The 22402-nt window shown below is 36.7% G+C and carries 17 protein-coding genes and 1 pseudogene; 16 read left to right on the forward strand and 2 right to left on the reverse strand.

Going from position 1 to position 22402, the window contains the following annotated elements; genetic code table 11:
- Positions 1-2: 2 nt before the first annotated feature.
- From HMPREF2571_RS09310 to HMPREF2571_RS09320, 3 genes are read left to right on the forward strand one after another with little or no spacing between them, the layout of a single operon-like run.
- On the forward strand, positions 3-698 hold the full coding sequence (locus HMPREF2571_RS09310; RefSeq protein WP_070578169.1) for a lantibiotic protection ABC transporter ATP-binding protein: 696 nt from the start codon (positions 3-5) through the stop codon (positions 696-698).
- Entirely contained in the window at positions 695-1444 is a 750-nt protein-coding gene (locus HMPREF2571_RS09315; protein WP_070578165.1) for a lantibiotic immunity ABC transporter MutE/EpiE family permease subunit, read from the forward strand. Before HMPREF2571_RS09310 ends, HMPREF2571_RS09315 begins: the two co-directional genes overlap by 4 nt.
- Positions 1445-1446: 2 nt before the next feature.
- Positions 1447-2169, forward strand: a complete 723-nt coding sequence (locus HMPREF2571_RS09320; RefSeq protein ID WP_070847945.1) for a lantibiotic immunity ABC transporter MutG family permease subunit — start codon at positions 1447-1449, stop codon at positions 2167-2169.
- A gap of 398 nt (positions 2170-2567) precedes the next feature.
- Here HMPREF2571_RS09320 and HMPREF2571_RS09325 read toward each other — a convergent pair whose 3' ends face one another.
- Positions 2568-2930 (reverse strand): hypothetical protein, encoded by a 363-nt coding sequence (locus HMPREF2571_RS09325; RefSeq protein ID WP_070847948.1) that lies wholly within the window; start codon positions 2928-2930, stop codon positions 2568-2570.
- A 208-nt stretch (positions 2931-3138) separates the two neighbouring features.
- Between HMPREF2571_RS09325 and HMPREF2571_RS09330 the strand changes: the two genes are divergently transcribed.
- The 10 genes from HMPREF2571_RS09330 (at position 3139) to HMPREF2571_RS09375 (ending at position 17450) form a co-directional block, all read left to right on the forward strand.
- Complete coding sequence (locus tag HMPREF2571_RS09330; protein ID WP_256315269.1) at positions 3139-3975, forward strand: hypothetical protein; 837 nt, start codon at positions 3139-3141, stop codon at positions 3973-3975.
- 11 nt (positions 3976-3986) lie between these two features.
- Positions 3987-5948, forward strand: coding sequence for a TraG/VirB4 family ATPase (locus HMPREF2571_RS09335; protein WP_070847954.1), 1962 nt, complete (start codon positions 3987-3989; stop codon positions 5946-5948).
- Positions 5949-5971: 23 nt separating this feature from the next.
- On the forward strand, positions 5972-6277 hold the full coding sequence (locus HMPREF2571_RS09340; protein ID WP_229056665.1) for a hypothetical protein: 306 nt from the start codon (positions 5972-5974) through the stop codon (positions 6275-6277).
- 3 nt (positions 6278-6280) lie between these two features.
- Positions 6281-6979, forward strand: coding sequence for a hypothetical protein (locus HMPREF2571_RS09345; RefSeq protein ID WP_070847961.1), 699 nt, complete (start codon positions 6281-6283; stop codon positions 6977-6979).
- 3 nt (positions 6980-6982) lie between these two features.
- Positions 6983-7405 (forward strand): hypothetical protein, encoded by a 423-nt coding sequence (locus tag HMPREF2571_RS09350; RefSeq protein WP_070847964.1) that lies wholly within the window; start codon positions 6983-6985, stop codon positions 7403-7405.
- Between the two features lie 17 nt (positions 7406-7422).
- Positions 7423-9489 (forward strand): phage tail tip lysozyme, encoded by a 2067-nt coding sequence (locus HMPREF2571_RS09355; protein WP_176745597.1) that lies wholly within the window; start codon positions 7423-7425, stop codon positions 9487-9489.
- A 734-nt stretch (positions 9490-10223) separates the two neighbouring features.
- Positions 10224-12188, forward strand: a complete 1965-nt coding sequence (locus HMPREF2571_RS09360; protein WP_049553946.1) for a DNA methyltransferase — start codon at positions 10224-10226, stop codon at positions 12186-12188.
- A gap of 2 nt (positions 12189-12190) precedes the next feature.
- Entirely contained in the window at positions 12191-14821 is a 2631-nt protein-coding gene (locus HMPREF2571_RS09365; protein ID WP_070847967.1) for a DEAD/DEAH box helicase family protein, read from the forward strand.
- Between the two features lie 20 nt (positions 14822-14841).
- Positions 14842-16431, forward strand: a complete 1590-nt coding sequence (locus tag HMPREF2571_RS09370) for an ATP-dependent nuclease (RefSeq protein ID WP_070847970.1) — start codon at positions 14842-14844, stop codon at positions 16429-16431.
- Entirely contained in the window at positions 16413-17450 is a 1038-nt protein-coding gene (locus tag HMPREF2571_RS09375) for an AAA family ATPase (RefSeq protein ID WP_049553941.1), read from the forward strand. The genes HMPREF2571_RS09370 and HMPREF2571_RS09375 overlap by 19 nt, the downstream gene beginning before the upstream one ends.
- A gap of 558 nt (positions 17451-18008) precedes the next feature.
- Here the strand turns inward: HMPREF2571_RS09375 and HMPREF2571_RS11025 are convergent.
- A pseudogene (locus tag HMPREF2571_RS11025) lies at positions 18009-18371 on the reverse strand (type IIL restriction-modification enzyme MmeI); the annotation flags it as partial.
- 100 nt (positions 18372-18471) lie between these two features.
- Between HMPREF2571_RS11025 and HMPREF2571_RS09385 the strand changes: the two are divergent.
- The 3 genes from HMPREF2571_RS09385 (at position 18472) to HMPREF2571_RS09395 (ending at position 22336) form a co-directional block, all read left to right on the forward strand.
- Positions 18472-19062 carry a hypothetical protein gene (locus HMPREF2571_RS09385; RefSeq protein ID WP_049553942.1) on the forward strand — a complete coding sequence of 197 codons (591 nt, stop codon included), beginning with the start codon at positions 18472-18474 and terminating at the stop codon, positions 19060-19062.
- A gap of 204 nt (positions 19063-19266) precedes the next feature.
- Positions 19267-19839, forward strand: a complete 573-nt coding sequence (locus HMPREF2571_RS09390; RefSeq protein ID WP_070847973.1) for a hypothetical protein — start codon at positions 19267-19269, stop codon at positions 19837-19839.
- Positions 19840-19939: 100 nt separating this feature from the next.
- Positions 19940-22336: a DNA topoisomerase gene (locus HMPREF2571_RS09395; RefSeq protein ID WP_256315270.1), complete on the forward strand. Its 2397-nt coding sequence runs from the start codon at positions 19940-19942 to the stop codon at positions 22334-22336.
- The last annotated feature ends 66 nt before the right edge of the window (positions 22337-22402 follow it).

Genomic DNA, 22402 nt, shown 5'->3' on the forward strand with positions numbered 1-22402 from the left:
ATATGTTAAAAATACAAAACTTAAGAAAATCTTATGGTAAGAGAACGGTACTAGATAATGTCAATATGAATATTCCTAAGGGAAAAGTGTATGCTTTAATAGGTCCAAATGGTGCTGGAAAATCAACTATTATGAAAATTTTGACTGGTTTAATTAATAAAACCAGTGGTTCTATCACTTTTGAAGGTAGAGAATGGTCACGTCGAGATTTGCAGAAAATTGGAAGTATTATTGAAGAACCACCACTTTACAAGAATTTGAGCGCATACGATAATATGAAAGTAGTTACAACAATGCTTGGTATTTCAAATAGTACAATACTTCCGCTATTAAATAAAGTAGGTTTAGGAAACATTGATAGGAGACCAGTAAAGCAATTTTCTCTAGGGATGAAGCAAAGGTTAGGAATAGCTATCGCTTTAATAAATTCACCTAAATTACTTATATTGGACGAGCCTACCAACGGGTTGGATCCTATTGGAATTCAAGAATTAAGGGAAATTATAGAGTCATTTAAATCAGATGGGATGACAGTCATGATTTCAAGTCATATTCTTTCAGAGGTCGAACATCTAGCTGATTTTATTGGTTTTATTTATGAAGGAAAGATTGTACTGGAGAAGGAATATGATGGTTCTGAGAATCTTGAGGAGTTATTTAATAATCAAATTATATATGAAAAAGGGAGGAGATTATGAAACAAGTTTTTTTATCAAATTTAATTAAAATAAAGAATACGAGTATTTTTAGGTTAATTTTTATTTTCCCTTTCATTTGTGTCACTCTTTCTTTATTGTTTTCATCATTGGGTGGTAAGGAAGTATTAAGTCTAACTGCAGAAACCACCGTGAATCAGTGGGGGGTTATTTGGATTAATGTAATTATAGCTGTAAATTCCGCTTTGTTAAATAAGTTGGAATTAGATTCAAATAAGTATTCTGTTTATTTATCAAGGAATGTTAATTTAAAAAAGGTAGAATACGCAAGAATCATATTGGTAGCTTTTTTAAATTTAATAATTAGTATGATTTTAAGCCTAATACTTATCTTAATTGGTTTAATTTTACCCACACCAAGTCTTATTAGTATATGTAGGATGCTATTAACTATTTTATTGATTTGGTTGACAACATTATGGCAAATTCCATTTATTTTATGGCTATCAAGAAAAACTAATTTGTATTTTGCTATGATTATTAATACAATATCACCACTAATTATTGGTACAAGTTTTTCTCTCTTAGATACATGGTATTTGTTTCCTTATGATTGGTCATTGAAGCTACTTGAACCAATGACAAAAATGAGAATAAATGGTATACCTATTGGATCTGAATATATTCCTGATTATTCAATGATTTTCGTTTCATTTTTCTTAGGGATTACTTTTTTCATTTTATTGGTCGAACTATCTGCTATCTCTTTCAAAAGACAGGTTAAATAGTCATGAAATCATATATATACTCTAGTTTTTTAAAAATAAAAAACACTTCTTATTTGCTAGTACACATTTTAGCCGCATTATTATTTCCACTACTTTTGTTCCTATATTGGAATCAACGTGGAGGGTTACAAAGCAGGATGGTATTATTTTCTTACTTTCAAATAGTAGGAGTACTTCTTCCTTTTGCTTCTAGTATTGTGAATATTCAACTAAAAAATTTGGAGGAATCATCTGGGAAATTTAAATATTTGTTAGGGTATTCACAATCGAATTATAAGCCATTTTTTGCTGAATTGGTATTTTTGTGGTTATGTTATTGTATAGTTTTAATAGTTTCAATTACTATATTTATCTTTTTGTTGAAAACTATTGGTATAGTTGTATCTCTAAGATTACTTATTTTGATTAGTTTATTTTATATTATTTTGGGCTATATAGCATATATGCTTAATCAGATTATTAGTTATTTATTTAGCACAGGTGTGGCATTAGGTATTTCAATGATGGGAGTCATTATTGCTGCGTTTTGTGAAACGAGTCTCGGTGATAAGGTATGGTTTCTAATCCCATGGGCATGGTTTTTGAGAGTATCAGATACACTATTCAACCAACAAAAAATAGATAACACTCCACTTATGATTATATTTGTTATTTCTATCATAATAGTATTTTTTCATTTTTTACTATTTCAAAAGTGGAATCAAGACCGCTTGATAAGTGGTTAAATATGTTCAGTTTTCTATCTATAATTAATACAATCTAATTATGTTTGATTAGGAAATGGCTATAACATCTTATATCCTTGGATTTTATAGTATGATTTTAACATATATTTTCATAGATTTACTTTTTATGATGAAAATTTGAATCAATTTCAATAAACTTTTTAAAAAAAGTAATGACAGTTACGATTTAAAAAAATATATGTGTTACATAGGACATTTAATATAAAGTTTTATTTGACTAGCTACTTTCTTCCTCGCCGTTTGGAGTCTGGCCAATATAAAAAAGAGAGGCAGCCTTGGACTACCTCTCTTAGATTATAGACAAACTACTTTTTCAAAGGTGGTTTGTTTTTTTATTTTCTTAACATAATAGCATCGGCTGAATAGGTTTCCTCTCATTATTTCTTTGCCATGAAGAATAAGAACAATGGATTGAAAAGACTGATGATGAATAGAATAATACCACCTACAATCAATAAGCCAAACAATGGATAAAAGAAACTAGAGATAGCTCCTAAAAAGAGGCCTATAGAACGAATGATGCCATGAAGTGTCATAAATAGACAAAATAAGGCAAATATAGCGGTTAAACTCATCGAGAATTTCAACCAAATCAGTTGTGCAGTTTTGCCTTTGAATTCGAACAAAAAAGTGGCAAGGCAACAGCCCATGGCAATAAGAACCGAAAGTAGTAGCCATTTAAACGAGGTCCAAGTGCTTATATAGAGTGAAAAGTAGAAATCTTGTAAAAAATCTAGCATCCTAAAACCCTCCTAAAAAAGATTATTGCGATTGTGTTTATTTGATTGTAACAGGATTTAAGTAGCTAGACAAGGACAGAGAGCCCTAAATAGAAGTAAATAGTCAAAATAATGGAGAAGTATGAGTAGCTAATAGGTGTCACTGGGTTACGAACGCCCTGTGTTGTTTTATAGAATAGTGGAAAATAATGTTTATGGAGGAAATCATATGTCAGGTTTAATTGAAGAACCAGTATTAACAAAAAAAGAACTTAGAAAACGAAATAAAGAACTTAAGAAACAGAAAAAAGAAGAGGCACGTAAAAGAAAACAAGCGAAGAAGAAGGAAAAGCAAACACAATTTGAAAGTATAGACCTTGGTGAACGTACTGGAGAAGAGTTTGTGTATGTTCCACTCAATAAGAAAAAACGTAGAGATTTCATAGACACTGTTGCGATAACTGATGTGAAGTCTATTCTATATGGCTATCCTAATCAACCGATACGATTGGCTAATGGCTATTCAGGCTATGTGCAGATTTTTGAGGTGTTTGGGCAAGATATTCAAGCGATGTCTAACGAAGAACAAGCAGCTGTTAAGGTAGGCTTTACTCTTTTTCTGTCTGGTACTACCTTTGACATGATGCTTCAGACAACAAAATTGCCAACAGATGTCTCGAGTCAATCAAATGAATTGCTACGTCTTCTAGATGAAGTCAAACAAGAGCAGAATGCTCCAGAATTGATTATCAATGATGGTGATGATCTTGACACAATTGCACGTAAAGAGAGACTTATTTATCAACTTAGACAACGAGAAGATATTTTGAAAACAAAATACCTCGTCCAACAAGTCATTGCGATCAACCAACAAAATATCGAGTTCTTTATTTGGGTGTTTGGAGATACTTTGGCTGAAATTGATTCCAATACACGTACCACACTAACTATTGCTTCGAGCCACGGATTTGCCCCTAAAGTTGTATCTGTCGAAAAGAAGGAAGAGTTGTTGACTCAATATTACAACTTTAATGATTCACTGAATGTTTCGCCTAACCAGTATTAGAAGGAGTTTACATGGATTTAAGTTCACGAAAAATCAAGAAATATATTCGAGAGGGTTATGACCTCAATCTTATTAGTAGGATTCAAAGTGATATTCCAGATTTTAAATATGATGATAGATATTGGAGACAAGCAAACGGTTATTATAAGATTGCTCATGTTCCATATGACCGATACCCAGAACACGGTTTACCTGACTTCTGGATGAGCGATTTAATGCTTGTTGATAATGTTATCAGCTTTATGTCTTTAGAACATGCTTCAAATAGCGAAATGTCAGAATTAGCCTCAAAAGCTATCTCTAATATGTTAGCAACGCAAAATACAAAGGCTGCACAAGATGCAGATGATAAGATGCGTATTAGTTCTTTGTTAGACTATCGCGAAAAACTTGGTAACAATGTTCCTTCTAAAAAAATTCACACTCGCTTTTTGTTAGCTACAAACACATTGGAGCAACTGGTAGAACGAGAAGCTGACCTCAAGCAACAGTTGAATCAGTATTCTATCTCTTCTTCAGATGGCATGCAAGACGTCGAATATCACACAGCTTTTATTCCAGCATCTCGTTTGGAAGACACTCCACTACGTCGAAAAGGACAAGCAGCATCCGTCTGGGATTTAGGTGCTGGCTATCCTTTTAATCATACGAACTTAATGGATACCTATGGTGTTTACTTAGGAGAAACACGTACTGGTGGTGTGGTTAACTTTGACCTTTTGCATGAAGATAGGGAACGTAAAATTCCATCAATGCTGATTGCCGGAGCAGGAAACGGGAAAATGAAACTGCTAGGTAATTTGATTGATACCTATTTTGCTAAAGGCCATACCATTTTTAACATTGACCTTACTGGTAACTTAAAAGAACTTACGGAACTTCAAGGTGGTCGATATGTTAAGATGTCTGGTACTAATAATCGAAATCATATTAACCTCATGCAAATTATTGCGACGGCTTCCTCTGCAGATGGAGAAACAACGGACCAGGTCCAGTCTTTCTATGCCCACCGTAATAAACTACGTGCTTTGGCTCAAATTCTTGATCCAGGGTTAAAGAATTCTGACCTCAATAATTTGTCGTCTGCTTTAAACGACTTTTATGAAGACCGTAGTCTGTGGAACCGTAATGCAGAAGTCATGGACCAAGAAGACTTAACGATTACGAATGTTATTCCAGAAGATTATCCGACTCTATCTCATTGGGTAGAACGCTTAAACAAGCTTAAAGAGGATAAAATCGCAGAGGGAAATAAAATTGATGCTGAAAGTTATGATAGCCTGTATAATGCTTTCTCTGGTCTCTTGGGGGATTATCGCTTCTTAAATGCGACCTCACAGTTTGAAGATTTCTCAAATGAACAAGTTGTAACCTTTGACCTCTCTGGGATTCAAGATACTGAACTTCTTAATATTCAGCTTTACCAAGTGTTATCTATCATTTCATCATACGCTATAGCAAATGAAAGAAGGGTCTCTGAGTATTTCCGTAGAGGGATTATCGGGGGAGATAAGAGCCAACGACCTCATAGCATTATTACCATTAACGGAGCACATAAGCTCTTCGATTATCGTTATTCAGAGTCTCTTAACTTTCTAAAGGATTTGATTGAGAATGTAAGTAGTAACTATTCTGCATTTATTATGGAAATGAGTTCGTTAGATAACATCCTCTTGAATGCAAACTCTACGGACGCAGTGGATTACGTTTTAGCGACACGCGCAATTTTCTCTATGATGACGTATCGTGTCTTTTCTCAATTAGGTGATTTGACTATCCCTCGTCTAGCAGATGCTTTACAAGGGGAAATGACCGAGAGTGAACTTTCGTCACTTAAATATTTAAGAGATGGTGATTTCTTCCTAAATATTGCTTCTGTCAAGAACTTAGTCTTCAACCATCAACTAGCGGATAATAGGTCTTATGGTAAGTATCCGTATGATGAACATGTTCGCTATGCATTCTTACCTTAGAAATGGTGAAAGGGGGAAATACAATGAACCTACAGCAACCATATTCTGATGAGGCATTCCAACTACAAACTAAAATTCTGACAGAGGATAATCCGCATGATTTGGAAAGAATTGTAAATGATTACTTAGAGATCTTGGCTTACAAAAAGACCTGTCGTGTTGTTGATATTACTTATCAGATGCGAAAAACACATCTTTTAAGTAGTTTATGTGGCTTATTTGGAAGTCAGCAAGTGGATGAGTACTCAGCCATGATTATCTACCAAGAACCTGCTCGATTTGAGTCGAGAATATTTGAAACAGAAGAAGCACCAGAGGAGGAAAATTAATCAATGACCACACTAATGCAAATGTCTCTATGGGTTAACAATATAGCTTATGACATTAAGACACTACGTTTCTTTAGGATAGTTTCCTTCCTTATTAGTTTAGTTCTTGGTTTGGTTGGTTTCTATAGCTATCTTATGCTCTATCAGACACTTTTATTCGCCTATGGTGTTCATTTTATGGCTATTGCCTATACACCATATGTGTTTTGTGCCTTGATTGTAGCCATTTATCAGCTACTTACTGGTAGGAGACGTGAACGTATCAAGAAAGCAAAGCGTATCCTTATGTTTAGTCTTCTTCCTATTTGTTTGATGAACACCTGGGGCTTTATCACGCTAGTGACTTGGGGGCTTGCATGGGTTATGGCTAAACTAGAATATAACCATAGAAAACGAGCTGTTAAGATCGTATCATTCTTCTCAAAGGAATATTCACCTCTTTTTGAAAAGAGATTGGCCAATCGAAGTAACTATTATGCTTATCAATCTGCTTATCGTCTCCTAGACTTGATTCAGGTATCAGCTTATGAAGAACTCTTTAAGGAAGAAGTGACAGAAAAAGATTATAAAGCTGGTCTCGTTGTTAAAGAGTTACACCGTACTTTCAGAATTAAAGGTGTACCTTTTTCTAAGGTAACTGTAACAGATAAACTCTATATTGCTCCACAAAAAATGCCAATTATTGGCTTAAGGAGGTTTTAATATATGGTATCTTATCGTTTTAAACGAGATGGTCAGTATATTCAACGTGAACTAGAACTAGATTCTCCTAATGGTTATCAAGACCAAGACTATCCGGAAAACCTCGAAGAGCAAGTAGATTACTCAGCATTTTACGATACCTATTATGGCGGTTTTGATGAGGACAGTATTTCACGTGAGCAAGAGAAAAAACAAGGTCTCATTGCGCGTGGTAAAGAAAGATTATCCAGTGTCAAGGAGGATGTGACAGACTATTATAATTTGCAAGTGGAACGTCACAAAGACTATTATTCAGATGAAGATTCATTTTGGATGCGTAAGCAACAACAAAAACGAAATCGAAAATTCATTAAACAAAGTATCTTTCTTGCCCTAGGACTTTTACTTGTATTTGGTTGGTATTGGCTAACCGCACTACTTCATTAAGGGGGTGACTAAGATATTTGAAACGAATAGGTGATAAAGCTGCTCGTGTTCTTCTAACGATTTTTGGAGTGAAGACAACCATTATTATAGGAACTATTTTAACTTTTGCGGTTATCTTAATTGCAATTATCACTGGTTTAATGGGGACAATTAGTACTTCCGGTGGGAAAGGTAGCAAGACTAACGCCCAATGTGTAACCTACCAAAAAGATGGCGATGAAGAAGACGATGATGAAGAAGATGATGATGGCTCTAAGCCTCAATCGACTTCTACTAAAACAGATTCAGCATCTGCTGGCGACTCTGATCCCTTTACGAAGGGGACAAAAGCCTATGAAAATGCCCACAAAGTCTTTATGGCTTTTGTGAATGCTGGATTGTCTGGGGAATCTGCTGCAGGTGCTGTTGGTTGGGCAAACTCTGAAGGGAGCTATGACATCATTGGACGTGCCCAAGGGCATTATGGTGGTGGTATCAATGACTCCATTTCAAAGGGAGCTGTTCCAACGACAGGTGGGACATCTAACACACTTGGTGGTGGTGGAATCTTCCAGTTTGACCCCTACACGAAATATGCACCTCTTAATAGTCCAGATTGGGAAGATGCTGATAAGATGGTTGCCTTTGTTATCGATGCCATCTCAAAAGGTGACTGGAACCCAGCTTATGACGAATCTGGCCATAACTGGTCATTCCAGGAGTTTGCGAAACAAACCAATATCGATGAAACTGCTATGTCATGGAATGCCTACGAACGAGGTAATATGGCTTATGTCAAACCAGATCAGAAGAAGGCGGATGCAAGGAAGTTTGCGGAAGTCTTCGAAGCAAGTAAATATAAGTACGATGATGCCAAGTTCCAAAAGGCGTTTGGTGGTGGTGGAGCTTCTTCCAATAACTCCTCGTCAAGTAGTCAAAGTTCAGATGATGATGACGGTGACGACGATGAAGAAGATAGCAACAACGAAGATGATGATAGCGATAACAATAGCAGTTCAAGCAGTTCATCAAGTGACTCTAGCAACAAGGATAGCAAAAAAGACAGCGATAAGGATAAAAAGACTATTGATACTGACAAAGCTATCAAGTGGTATAAGGATAAGCTAGGGAAGGTCAAGTATTCTCGTGATGCTCGTACTGGGCCAGATAGCTATGACCATTCATCTGCTCTCTATTATGCCCTTGTTGACGGTGGTGCTAAAGAATCTGGATCTCCAGTAGATACCGATTCAGAACACGACTGGTTGAAAGACAATGGTTATGAGTTAGTGTATGAGGGTGCCTGGTCGTCCAAAGATGATGTTCAAAACCGTGAAAAAGGAGATGTCATTATCTGGGGGACGAAAGGAAGTAGCTCCGGAGATAAAGGACAGACCATGCTTGTAGAGGATAAGGAAAATATTATCCAATGTTCCCCTTCGACAGATGGAATTGCAGAGAATAATTATGGTCAATATCGAGATCGTATTACTATGGACTACGGAAAAGTCTATGTCTATCGTCTAAAAGAGTCAAAAGACAAGAAGGATAAGGATGATGACAAGGAAGAAGTAGATGCAGATACGTGTGGCGACAGCGATAGTAGTAATCTCAGCACTGATACTGGTCAGCCACTTGATGTTCCTTATACCATTACCCAACTTTTCGGTGCAGCAGCTAATGCAGGTGGACCAAATGCTGGTTCAGGACACACAGGAATGGACCTTGCAGCACCAGAAGGCTCTCCAATTTATGCCGTAACAGACGGTGAAGTAGTAGAGGTCAATGAAGAGGCGATGAATATCGACGGTAACCACGTGATGCACACTCTTCCAGATGGCACTATTATCTATTATGGACATATGCGTGATGTTCCTCTTGTTAAGAAAGGGGATAAGGTCAAAAAAGGCCAACTTATCGGATATGTTGGACAAACGGGTGCAGCTACTGGACCACATATTCACTTTGAACGTCGGAAAACGAAAGTCTTCCAGTACGGTGATTTCTTGAGTCCAGCGTCGATTATTCTAGGGGATACCCAACCACAAGTTGGTATGGTGATTGACCCTAAAACACAAAAAGGTGGAGCACCGTCTAAAGAATAAATCAAAAAGGAGAAAAAATGAAAACAAAAATCAATCAAAAAAGCATGTCTTTATTTACTGCATTATGCCTAGACTAGTAGTGAAAACAAAGCAAAATAATACATAAATATAATTATGTACATACTAAAAAGGAGTCTTAATAGAGCTCCTTTTTATTCGCTTAATTTTTAAATTTCAAGTTATGAGTAGGTAGTTAAATTAAATTATTATGAAAAGTCTTTTTGAGACTTTCAAAGAGAAAAGTTTTTCTAGGAGTAGAAAAAGTGCATAATTGATTTCAATAAGGAGGGACTTAGATTTGCCTAATAATAGTTCGGAAGATTTGCTTCAAGAGAACCATAAGTACATTACAAATACGAAAGAAGTGATTAAGTGATGCCAAAGAAGACTAAAACTCCGTCTCATTGCAAAGTAAATAGCAATGTTATGACACGAGAAGAAATCATCAAGGTTAACAAATAATTAGCAGAAATGAGAAAGGAGGTTAGAAAAATAGATGTTGCTGGAGCTAAGCATGCGGCTAGGATGAGAGCACTTCCGAAAGAGGTATTCATCTATTAATTTACCTTCGACCCACAGTTGTGGGTCTTTTTCTTTTCTCAAGAATCGCTTCCAACATGCTATAATATAGTTAAAACATAAATCCGAAGTGAGCTCTCTTCCTTAGATATATTCATAACTACGGAATCCTAATAGCTCCTTTGATGAAACAAATTGAGAGGAAACCTAAGGTTATGAAGCAAGAACTAGAGCGACTACTATTGCAGAAGGAAGAATTTTTAGTAGAGGGCGCACTAAACAAGAATAAACTGGCAGAACTGGCAAGACAATATGATTCTATGTTACTCAATCTTTTGATGAGTGAGCCTACTATTTCAAACCACTTTTTCAGCACGCTTGAAGAAGGTATCTTGATTTTCAAAAAAGATAATTTTCTGCAGTTCCTCAATAATAAGGAGTTTTTGCCTGATAGCTTTACGGCATACAAGACCAAGATTGGGCTTGCGACTAGCGATAATCGCTACTTGTCAGAAAATAACGAAGTTGTCCTCAATTTCCCTTATAAAGACTGTGTATTAGAAGGCGGGCAGACCAAGGACGATGCCAAACGTCAGGAGATTTTCTTTAACGAAACCCTTGCGCCAACTGAAATCAACCGCCTTTTGGATGATAAAGTACTGACTAATTTCAAACGATTTGACGCTGATGGCGAGCATGAGGCGACAGAGTTTAAAGACACGGACAACCTGCTTATTAAGGGGAATAATCTCATTGCTCTACATAGTTTGAAAAAGCGTTTTGCTGGCAAAATCAAGTTGATTTATATTGACCCTCCTTATAATACAGGCAGTGATAGTTTTGGCTATAATGACAGTTTTAATCATTCAACTTGGTTGACTTTTATGAAAAACCGACTTGAAGTTGCGAGGGAATTATTGTCGAAAGAGGGGGCAATATATGTTTCGATTGACGATAAAGAACAAGCCTATCTCAGAGTTTTGATGGATGAAATATTTGGAAAAGAAAACTTCTTAACTCAATTTAACTTTCAAGTTCGATATGCTGATAAGTCCATTGCAACAGAAACAATGTCATTTAAGCCGTTGATTGAATATACCCTTATGTATGCTAAAGATGCAACTCAGTTTGAAGCTATACAACCTACCGTTCCATATACCGATGATAAGTTTATGTGGCAAATTCAAGAATTAGAGTCAGGTAGAATTGAGGAAATTGCTGGTAATAAGGTTGAGATATTCGAGAAAGGGCAATGGAGTCTTAAAGAAGTGGAGCCGAATATGAATGCCTTAAAAGAAACGTGGATTTCAGGCTCTATTTATTCAAAGATGAGTTATGGTCAAGTCTATCAATCTATTGTCGAACCGCGTGTTGACATAGATGGTAATGGTGCACTGTATAAGATTTATGGACGTGGTGATGATGGTTTAGGGTACAGATACTATACCAATCCTCAAAAAGCAGGGGCATCTCGTGGAAAGATGTTTTCGGGAATGCCACTGGAGCGAAAAAAACAAATTTTGAATGGAGAGGCGGTAAAATTGTTGCCGATTGTTAACTTTGCTGATTTTGCAGGGGACTATGGCAATATTCGCCATGAGGGAGGTGTAGCACTGAATAGTGGAAAGAAACCTGAAAAACTATTGAAAATGCTACTAGATTATACAACTCGTGAGGGGGATATCATTTTAGATTTCTTCGGTGGTTCAGGTTCGACTGCTGCTACTGCACATAAAATGAAAAGACAGTATATTAGTATCGAACAAATGGATTATATCGAAGATAAAATCGTTACACGTTTAAACAATGTTATTCGAGGAGATTCGACAGGCGTTTCCAAAGATGTCAACTGGCAAGGCGGTGGTTCATTCGTTTATGCAGAATTGAAAAATGATGCTCAAGATTTTAAAGAGTCGATTTTGAAAGCAACCACGACCGAGGAATTGTTTGAATTATTCAACACGGCAAAAACGTCATCCTTCTTGTCTTACCGCATTGACCCTAAAAAATTGAAAGCAAGCGAATTTGAAAAACTATCTTTGGCGGAACAGAAACAAATTTTGTCGGAGATTATCGACCACAATAATCTCTATGTCAATTATTGCGATATAGACGATCAATCTTATAGTATCTCTGAACAAGATAAACGTTTGAATCGTGCCTTTTATGGGGAGGAGTAAGTATGGAGTTTCTATATGAAATCTATAACATGGCAAGTGCCAATGGTTTTATTGACTTCAAGGAAAATTTTCCAACCGAACTTGAGAAAAACCTCAAATACCCTCTTCGTGCCTACCAGAAGGAAGCCTTGGGGCGGTATTTATATTACAAGGAAGATACCAAAAATCGCTTGAGTCCCGAGCATGTCCTCTATAATATGGCGACAGGATCGGGCAAGACTCTTATCATGGCCGGTCTCATTCTTGAAAAATATCAACAAGGGGAGCGCAACTTCATTTTCTTTGTAAATAATGAGAATATCTTGACGAAAACCCGTGATAACTTTTTGACAGCTGGAGCAAGCAAGTATCTCTTTGCGGAAAAAATCGTGCTCAATAATCAAGTTATACCTGTGCGAGAGGTTACGGATTTTTCTGATAGTAATCCAAATGCGATTAACATTGTCTTTACGACTATTCAAAAGCTCCACCAAGATTTGAACACGCCGAGAGAAAATCGCTTGTCTTATGAGCAGTTCGAAGATATTTCAGTTGTGTTATTAGCTGACGAAGCCCACCATCTTAATGCAGGGCTGAATGCTCGCGAGAAAAAGGATAACACCAGCTGGACATCAACCATTGAAAACATTCAAAAGACGGCTAAAAAGTCTAGTCTATTAGAATTTACGGCCACTATTGACCTAAATAACAAGGCTATTGCCCAAAAGTACGAAAAGCATTTGCTTTATAAGTATGATCTGAAAGAGTTTCGTCGGGATAAGTATTCCAAAGATGTTCTTTTTCATCTGGTGGATAGTGACGTGTCGGCACGTATGCTTCAAGCTATTCTTATCAGTCAGTTCCGCAAAAAAATTGCTCTAAAAAACGGTATCAACTTGAAACCTCTAGTCATGTTCAAATCACAGAAGATTGCAGAGAGCAAGGGCAATCTGGATAGTTTTTTGGATTTGCTGACAAATCTAAGTGTGCAACAAATTGTCGCTCAGCGTGAGTTAGCCCAAGATGGCATTTTGAAACAAGCTTTTGACTTTTTTGATCAATCAGGGTTATCAGACCAAGATTTGATAGCAGAGCTACAAGAAGATTTTCGACTCGAACGCCTGCTCTTGATTGATGGGAAAAATAAAACTAGCAATAACTTGGTGGAATTAAATACACTTGAAAATCCTGAAAATGAGATTCGAGCGATTTTTGCTGTAGATATGCTCAACGAGGGCTGGGATGTACTGAATCTCTTCGATATTGTCCGTCTCTATGACACTCGTGATGGAAAAGTAACCAAGAATGGCTTTGTGGCGGGTTCAACGACTAACGCCGAAAAGCAATTGATTGGACGTGGCGCTCGCTATTATCCATTTGTCTTTGGCAACAATCTAGATGAGAAATTCACTCGAAAATTCGATGAAAATGAGCTTCATGAACTGCGTGTCATTGAACAACTTCACTATCACTCTGCTAACAATCCACGCTATATTTCTGAGCTCAAGCAAGTCTTGCGTGAGTCTGGTATTTACGACGACCAAAATTTGGTAGAGCGTGAACTTCGTTTGAAAGACAGTTTTAAGAAGACTCGTACTTATACGGACGGGCTTGTTTGGATGAATAAGCGTTTGAGCCGAAAAGAGTTGGCTGAGGAGCAACAGCTATCTCTCTTGGATGATTCTATTATTCCGACTCGTTTTGAGGTGAGCTTGCCGACGAAATCCAGCCGTGATATTGGTGCTTTTGAAGGTGAGGATATTGTATTGGGCTCGGAAGATATTGTCAGTTTGCCTTACAAGTTTGGCAAGAAGATTGAACCGCACGTTGTTCGAGCAGCAATCAACAGAAACAAAGTCTATACTTTCGAAAACCTTAGCAAGGCATTTCCTGGTCTACAAAGTCTCGATGGCTTTATCATGATGCTGGAAAACATCGAATTGATTATCGAGGGAGATAAAATGGCGGTAGAAAAACTGAGCCAAGAGCACAAACTATTTATCGCTGAAAAACTCTTACATTATATCGAAAAAGACTTGGTGGCACTTGAAGAAAGATTTTATGGCTCGAATGAGTTCACGGCTTATAGAATTCAGGATTTATTTGAGGCAAACATCAAGCGTAAATTCACAGTTAATCAAGGAAGCGATGCGGAGTTCGGATTGTCTCAGAAAAACCGCACAGAAACCCAGTATTTCGAAGATTTAGACGCTTTTGATTGGTATGCTTATGATGACAACTTTGGAACTGACGAAGAAAAAATGTTGGTTCGAGTAATTAAGGAATTGATGGCGGATTTAGAAGAAAAGTGGACGGACATTTACTTGCTTCGCAATGAAAAAGCTGTTAAGATTTATAGCTTTGAAGATGGGCGTGCATTCGAGCCTGATTTTCTGATGTTTGCCAACGACAAGAAAACAGGAAATGTCTCATGGCAGATTTTCATCGAGCCAAAGGGTGGACAATTCTTAGATAGTGATAATACTTTCGAAAATAGCAAGGAAGGCTGGAAACAGAAATTCTTGTTGCAAATTTCAGAACGAGATGAAGCCAGAACTCTGGTGGATGATGACCGCTATCGCATTATTGGCTTACCATTTTATAATCATACGGTGAGTGAAGAGTTAGTGAAGGAAGAGTTGAGAGGATTGTAAATAATGGGTGAGATAGTTATATGATTTCAAGGATTGTTTTACAAAATTTCAAACGATTTACTACTACGGAAATTTTATGCAATGGCGGTAAAAATATTTTTATCGGCGAAAATGGCGCAGGAAAATCAACGCTTCTCCAAGCCATAGGACTAGTGTTAAGCGGTAGTCATTCTCAAATTGAAAAAGTTAGCCTTGCTAGTCTAATGAATTCAACAGCTGTTTCGAAATTTTTAGCCGAAAAAGGGAATTTTAGACAACTTCCAGAGACCTTTATTGAGTTATATTTTGATGAGAATAATCCAGAAATAGCAGCAAATTACAAAATTGAAGGCGTTCATAATTCAAAAAAGATAAAGGCGTATGGAATTTGTCTGAAAATCACTCCCAATTCTGATTACCGTCAAGAAATTCAGGAAATTCTAACGGGCAACGCTTGGAACGTCTTTCCGTATGAATTTTACAAAGTTGAGTTTTTGACGTTTGCTGGGGAATCGTATTTTTCTCACTCTAAGCCGTTCAAATTTTTGTATAGTACCGTTAACACAAGCTTGATAGATACAAATCTCGAAACTCGGAAAAGAATTGATGAGGTCTATTTGAGCTCTATTAATGAAACGAATCGAGCTAAGGTTAATAATAGATATAGAGAATCCTCACTTTCATTTATAAACGCTCTACGAGATGATAATTTAATAGAGTCAGTGGATTCGGAATTTACGCTACACTTCGAAGAATCTGAGAGAACTTTCAGAGACACTATTTCTGCTGCAAAAAACGGAGTGGATATTAAAAATCACGGTCAAGGCGAAAAGGTGCTACTGGGTGTAGAAAACTCTTATAAATCTTTAAAAGATAGGGTTAAAATATTATTGATTGAAGAACCTGAAAATCATTTGAGCTACCTAAATTTACAAAAACTAGTAAATACACTAAGCGAGGATACGAATGTTCAGGTATTTATCGGTACACACTCAAATATGATAACCTCAAGACTTGGCGTTGACAATTTAATATTTGTTAACGAGGGTCAGACTTCGAAAGTTACTGATTTAAGCCCTGATACAGTTAAATTTTTCAAAAAATCAACAAACCAAAACCTTTTAAATTTTATTCTGTCTAAAAAAGTTATCTTAGTAGAAGGAAACGCTGAGTATATTTTGATGGAAAAGTTTTTCGAAATTATTCACTCTGAGGATGCGTCGAATTGCGGTGTAGCTATTATCTCTGTCGACGGCTTAAGCTTTAAGAGATATTTAGAAATCGCAAAAGGTTTTACTGATAAAAAAGTTGCAGTAATTACAGATAATGATGGTGACTATCAATCGAAAGTGCTGGATAGGTATTCGGAGTATGATAGTTATGACAACATTAAGGTGTTCTCTGACAGCATCGATACCAATCGTACGTTTGAGGTGTGTCTATATAATAAAAATTCAGATTTAATAGATTCTTTAGGAATCACCCTTACTGATAACATTCAAGAATTTATGCTTCGAGAAAAAGCAGAGTTTGCGCTCAGACTATTAACAAAACTTAATGATTCATTACAGGAATCATTCAATATACCAGATTATATTAAAGAGGCTATAGAATGGGTGAAAAACGATTAATTCATGCGGTTGCTGGAAGCGGAAAAACAAGAACGATAATTGAAAAAGTACAACCTGAAAAACGGAATCTGATTATAACATATACAGAAAAGAATCAGGAAGTTCTAAAAGATAGGCTTTGTGAGAAGTATGGGAACATTCCAGAAAATACTCATATTTTTGGAGTATTCGAATTTCTCTATAATTTTTGTCTAGTTCCTTACTTAGGTAGACGACCAAAGGGAATCATTTTTGATTACCAAAAAACGAACAAATTTGATAATAGTTCTGTAAGCAAAGATGGACGAATTATTCACAATCAACTCTCAAACTCTCTACTAAAGGGAGAGTTGACTATAAACAGTAATAATGTTGCATTCGATAATAGTTATCTGGATAGAATTGATAAATTTTTTGATTATGTATTTATCGATGAATGTCAAGATTTTGAGTCTGACGACTTCAAATGGATGCTGAGTTTGTCAGAGCTAAAAGCTGATGTATTTCTTTTAGGGGATTTTTATCAAAAAACATTCAGTACATCAAAAAGAGGTAACACAGGAAAAGGAATTCATTCAGATATAGACAGGTGGCTAGGAGAGATTTCTAAGGCTGGGTTCGAAATTGATACAGATACTTTATCTCATAGTCATAGATGTCCGACTGTTGTCTGTGACTTTATCTCGTCAAGATTAAGGGTATCTATCCACTCTTGTTCGGAAGAGGTGGGTAGCATTGTGGAGTGTTTTGATGATAATGCTGCTATCAAAGAAATTATGGAGAATGACGGCATTTTAAAGTTATTTTACCAAAATTCCTCCACTTATAAATGTTTCAGTCAGAATTGGGGAGAGAGTAAAGGAGGAGAATTTTTAGATGTGTGCGTTGTTTTAAATAAAAAAACACTTGACTCTTTTCATAAGCAACCCCTTTTAGAGCTAGCACCTTCTACTAAATCAAAATTCTATGTTGCGTGTACTCGAGCTAAAAGAAACCTATATTTCATACCTGAAGCTAGTGTCTCAGATTACAAAAAATAACTTTCGCACCCCCATTCGCTCCGAGTGGTTTGAGAATGAGCGACTACGCCCGACACAACGCCATCTTTCAAGCAAACCATCAGGTGACTTACTGCGTATTCTCCTTTCTTTTCGTCAGCTTTGGACTGATTCAATAATCGAAGTCGGCCGAGAGAACTCTCATAAATTTAAGCAGGAACCACATTAGGGTTTCTGCTTTTTCTTCATGCCGAACATTCGTCGACTTTTGACAAGACAACAGATTTCTATTGTAGAGCTTGCTGAGCTAAACAAAATCTATTCTAAAATTTCTGAAACTGATGTAAATTCTACTCAAAAATCTCTTCAAAAATACTAGACTCTTTTGCCCAAACAGAGTTATGATGTGACTGTCAAAATAAGAGAAAGGATTTTACGGAAAATTACAAGATCCAAAAACAACTGGAAAAACTCGCCAAGCTATTCGTAGGAACTTATACTGGGAAAGCCTCAGCTTTATAACCAATATGAAAATGAAAATTTCAGAGGGCAAAAATAAAAGCCCTAACGGGCTTTTGGTGGGTTATGGTGGTGATTAGGTTATTTGTTGTTTTGGACTGCTGGGCGGGGTCTGGTATAAATACCTTTAGCAGTATTACTTATTTTCTCTTTCTGTTTATTAGTAAATTCAGGTATCGGAAAATTATTATAAACAGCAGTATTAGAATAACTGTATCTCATTTCTAGTCTACCAGCTACAGTGCGCATCCAAGCCATATGAACATTAGAGGTTAAAATTCCATAGTCATATAAACTAGCGTTAGGTACCATAAATAACTTGTCTCCTGGAATAACTTCTTTTGATAAATAATCTATTGGTACGTATCTTCTGTTTTCTGATGATACTTTGGGAAATGCAAGGTAATCAGATGCACTTTCTCGTATTTCATCAAATTCAGTCGCACGTTCTGCAACTAACTGTCAAGTGACTAGATATAACTTGGGGGGTGTCACACCCCCTAAGTCTCTTTTTTAATATATAGAAAGGTGCTATACTAAGTCCATGAAAAAAGATTCTAAATACATTATTATTTTGGTGGTCATTTTCTTAGCTCTTGGAGTCATGTTTTTGGTCTCTGCGTTAATAAAGAAAAATGAACCGAAGAAAAAAGTAACACCGCCTAGCACCGAACAAGTGATTGAAGATTCGTCATCGGAAGACATTCCAAAAGAAGATAAGTATGAGCGATGGCGTAAAGAGGCACTTGCGACCTTAGAAACACAAACACCTGCAGATGATGCTGATACGCAAACTGTAAAGAATGCACTGAAAGAGATGTGCTCTTATGTTGAAACAGTTCATAACGTAACCGAAGTTAAGCCAGATTATCAAAATCATTTAACTATTACTGGAACCAAGATGCAGTATGAGCTTGTTGCGAAATTCATGCTAGGCTATAAGTATTCTGATGCTAAAACTCAAGTATTTAAAGCCAAAGCAGATAATGTTCGTCAGTTTGTACTTGAGGTTGCTAACCCAGACGGAGCAAAACTTTATTTCTGTGGGAATTACGTTATGGGGACAACTCAAATAGAAGTAACATCAGTTCATGGGGTAGCTGAAGCTGACCATGCTGAACATGGACATGACTAAAGGTAGTTAATGCGTCTTACATATCTTGTTTAGCTTCATCATGAGATGGAGCTTTTCTTTATATATTTAACTCAAATAGGAATTTTTGTTCCTGTGTAAGTGCATATCCTCTTAATCCTTGATATAATAGTGCCATAGCACAAGGATTAAAGAATTAGTGATAGTAAGAGAATTTGATTAAAGAATGATTGGAGATGAGGATATATGGAAAGAGAAACAATGCGTCTTTTAAGAAAATTGGTTAGATTATTTGACGGTCAGACTAAAGAACATCTTTTAAAATATACTGATGAGGTTTCTGGACTAAATGTTGAAGAACAAAATAAACTAGCTCAAGAGTTGCCGGCTAGACACTTAAGTGCTGAAATTTTAAGTGATATTCAACGAATTCAAAACGGTGAAGAACCACGTTTCTTTTCTAAGGATGGACAATATAAGGGACTATGTGTTGAAGAATACAACCAGCGTGACTTTATGACTCGTCAGCAACGATACGTTTTAAGTTGGGCGTTCGGAATGTTACTCTTTTTAGCAGTCTTTACAATTGTATCCTGGAACTTTGTTCCCAACGTTATCCAAAAAATGGAAACTAGTACACCATTATTGAACTATATTGAGAACTATGGCACTCGTCCTGAGCAGGTCTTTGCAATGGTTGTAAGTGGAGCCTATTTGATTCTACTTTCAGTAGTTGTTTCACTATTCTGTTTGAAGAGATATCGTAAAGATACTGAAGAACCTATCAATGTCGTAATAACTGATGATTTGAGATTATAAAAGCTGAAGCTTAAGCTTTGGCTTTTTTTAGTGTCTTTTCACTAAATCACCCCATGTCACTGGGTTATAAAAGGGAATTTCTTTATGTTAGAATTCGCTTATGATTACATATTTAGCAGAAAAAAGAGACCAAGGAATAGCCTACTATATGGCCCTTGCTGCAGATAATACACTTTCTGCAACTCAACTAGATGAAAAATATAAAAAACAAGGTTATATTCAATTTAAAAATGCTGCTTACCACAATGGAGAATTGATCACGATTATCTGGGCTCAAGGACATATGCTAGAGTTAAAAGAACCAGAAGACTATAAAGCTGATTGGAAAGAGTGGCGTTTGGACACCTTACCTATTATTCCTGAAAAATTTGAATATAAGGTTATGACACAGAAGGAATGGCAGTTCAAGAAGGTTAAGGATTTCTTTGAGAAATCTAGGATGATTGTTTGGGCCACTGATATAGACCGTGAAGGTAGTCATATTGCCTATAGTATTAGCCTTTTGACTGGTATTTTAGACCAGGAAGGTCCGAAGAAAATTATCAAGTCCCTTTGGGTAGATGAATTAACACCAACAAAGATTCAAGAGGGAGTGAAAAAACTACGTGAGATAGACTATCGAGTCTTGCAAGCTATTGAAGCCCAAACGCGAGCTATTGCTGACTGGCTTCTTGGAATGAATGCTTCCCGTGCTTTAAGTCTCCTATTAGAAGATAAGATAGGATTGAAACTGGATAGGTCTGGTAAGGACGGTAAGATTGCAGTTGGTAGAATCAAAACCGTAGCTCTATTTTTGATCTATTTAAGAGAATTAGCCATCCGAGATTTTGTTCCAACAACTTATTGGGAATTAGAAGCCACCTTTGAACATCCTAATGGCATCTACAAGGGTAATTATGTTCCTCTTGATATTCCGTACTCTAAAGGTGACAAGAAGGGTGAACCTTGGGAAGGCGACTGTCCTACTAGAGAAGATTGGGAAAAGCTTATTCAGAATTCAAAAATTATTGGAGATAGTAACAAAGGTGTTATCGTTGAACATGAAGTTGAACTAAAAGAAAAACGACCACCAAGGCTTTATTGCCTTGACTCGATACAAGAAGAATTAGGGAAACTCTTAGGATTGACAGCAAAAGAAGTTCTAGAAGGCCCTTGCCAAGAATTATATGAGGTGAGAAAACTAATCACGTACCCAAGATCTCTGTCTTTTTATATTTCTAGGGAACGTTATGAGACTTTAAAGCAACAAGCACCAGCATTAGCTCGATTAGTTGGTTTCAGTGAAGAGGATTTGGTATTCCCAGAGCGTCCAGATGGCTTTTTTGTAAATGACAAGAAAGCTGCAAACCACTCAGCAGTAGTTCCAACTACCTTAATACCCACTGAAGAAGAAGTAGAAGCCCTTCCTGATGCACTGAAGATTGTCTACAAAGCAGTTATCAGAAGAACACTAACTATGTTTTTCCCGAAATACCAGTATGAACAGACGACAATCATTACTCAGGTAGGAGCTGGAAGGTTTAGAACGGCAGGACAAGTCCCTAAAAACCCTGGTTGGCAAGTTTTATTCCAAGATAGTGCGAGCCTGCTTGATGGAGTGATAGAAGAAAGTGAGGCGAGGGAGCTTATTAAAGTCCAAACCAACGATACTGTCACTTCTCACCTAGTGCCAGTGGAAAGACATGTTAAAAAACCGCCTCGCCACACGAATAGTACCTGGCTTCGAGCAATGAGAACTGCTGGCCGGGACCTAGATGATGAAGAGCTTATCGCTATCATGAAACAAATCAAAGGTTTAGGTACTGCAGCAACTAGAGGAGCAATACTGGATGAAATCGTCGTTAATAAGTGGGTGATAGTTAAGCAAGGGAAAATCTATTTATCTGAACTTGGGTGGTTGATTTGTGAGACACTTAAAGATGAACGTGTCTTATCTCAACCAGAAACAACTGCAATATGGGAGCAATCACTCAGTAAAATTGCTGAAGGGACCAATACACAAGAGAAATTCCTGAGAAATATCTATAGGTATCTAGGTATTGAGAATCCTCACAACAACCTCATCGAAAATCTGATTAATGCTGTCGATAGAACTGATTACACTCCTTTCCAAAACTTTATCGAGCAAGCAGTAGCAAAAGCTGATGGTAAACTTGGTAACTGTCCTTTATGTGGAAAGGGCGTCAAAGTCCTAGGAAAATCAAAAGTGGCTCAGTGTGAAGATAATATCTTATCAAAAGAAGAAAGAGAAGCAGGTGCAACACCTGTTTGTAGCTTTAACTTCTGGATCACTGTAGGTTTTATTAAAGACAAGAAAAAAACACTCACCAAGAAACAAATCAGTGACCTTTTATCTGACAAAGGACGAACAAACCTTATCAAGAACATCGAAGGTAAATATGGCCCATTCGATGCTTACGCTTATCTTTCCTTCAACGAAGAAAGAGGAATTTATCAAGTAAACCTTGAAGTTGATAAAGCAACGTCAAAAAAATAGTTCATTTTATATGACTTTTAAAAATTTAGGGCTCTCTGCGCTTGCTCTTGTAATTTCCTCTGTGCT

It is taken from the genome of Streptococcus sp. HMSC068F04 (assembly GCF_001837455.1).
Lineage (GTDB): Bacteria > Bacillota > Bacilli > Lactobacillales > Streptococcaceae > Streptococcus > Streptococcus salivarius_D.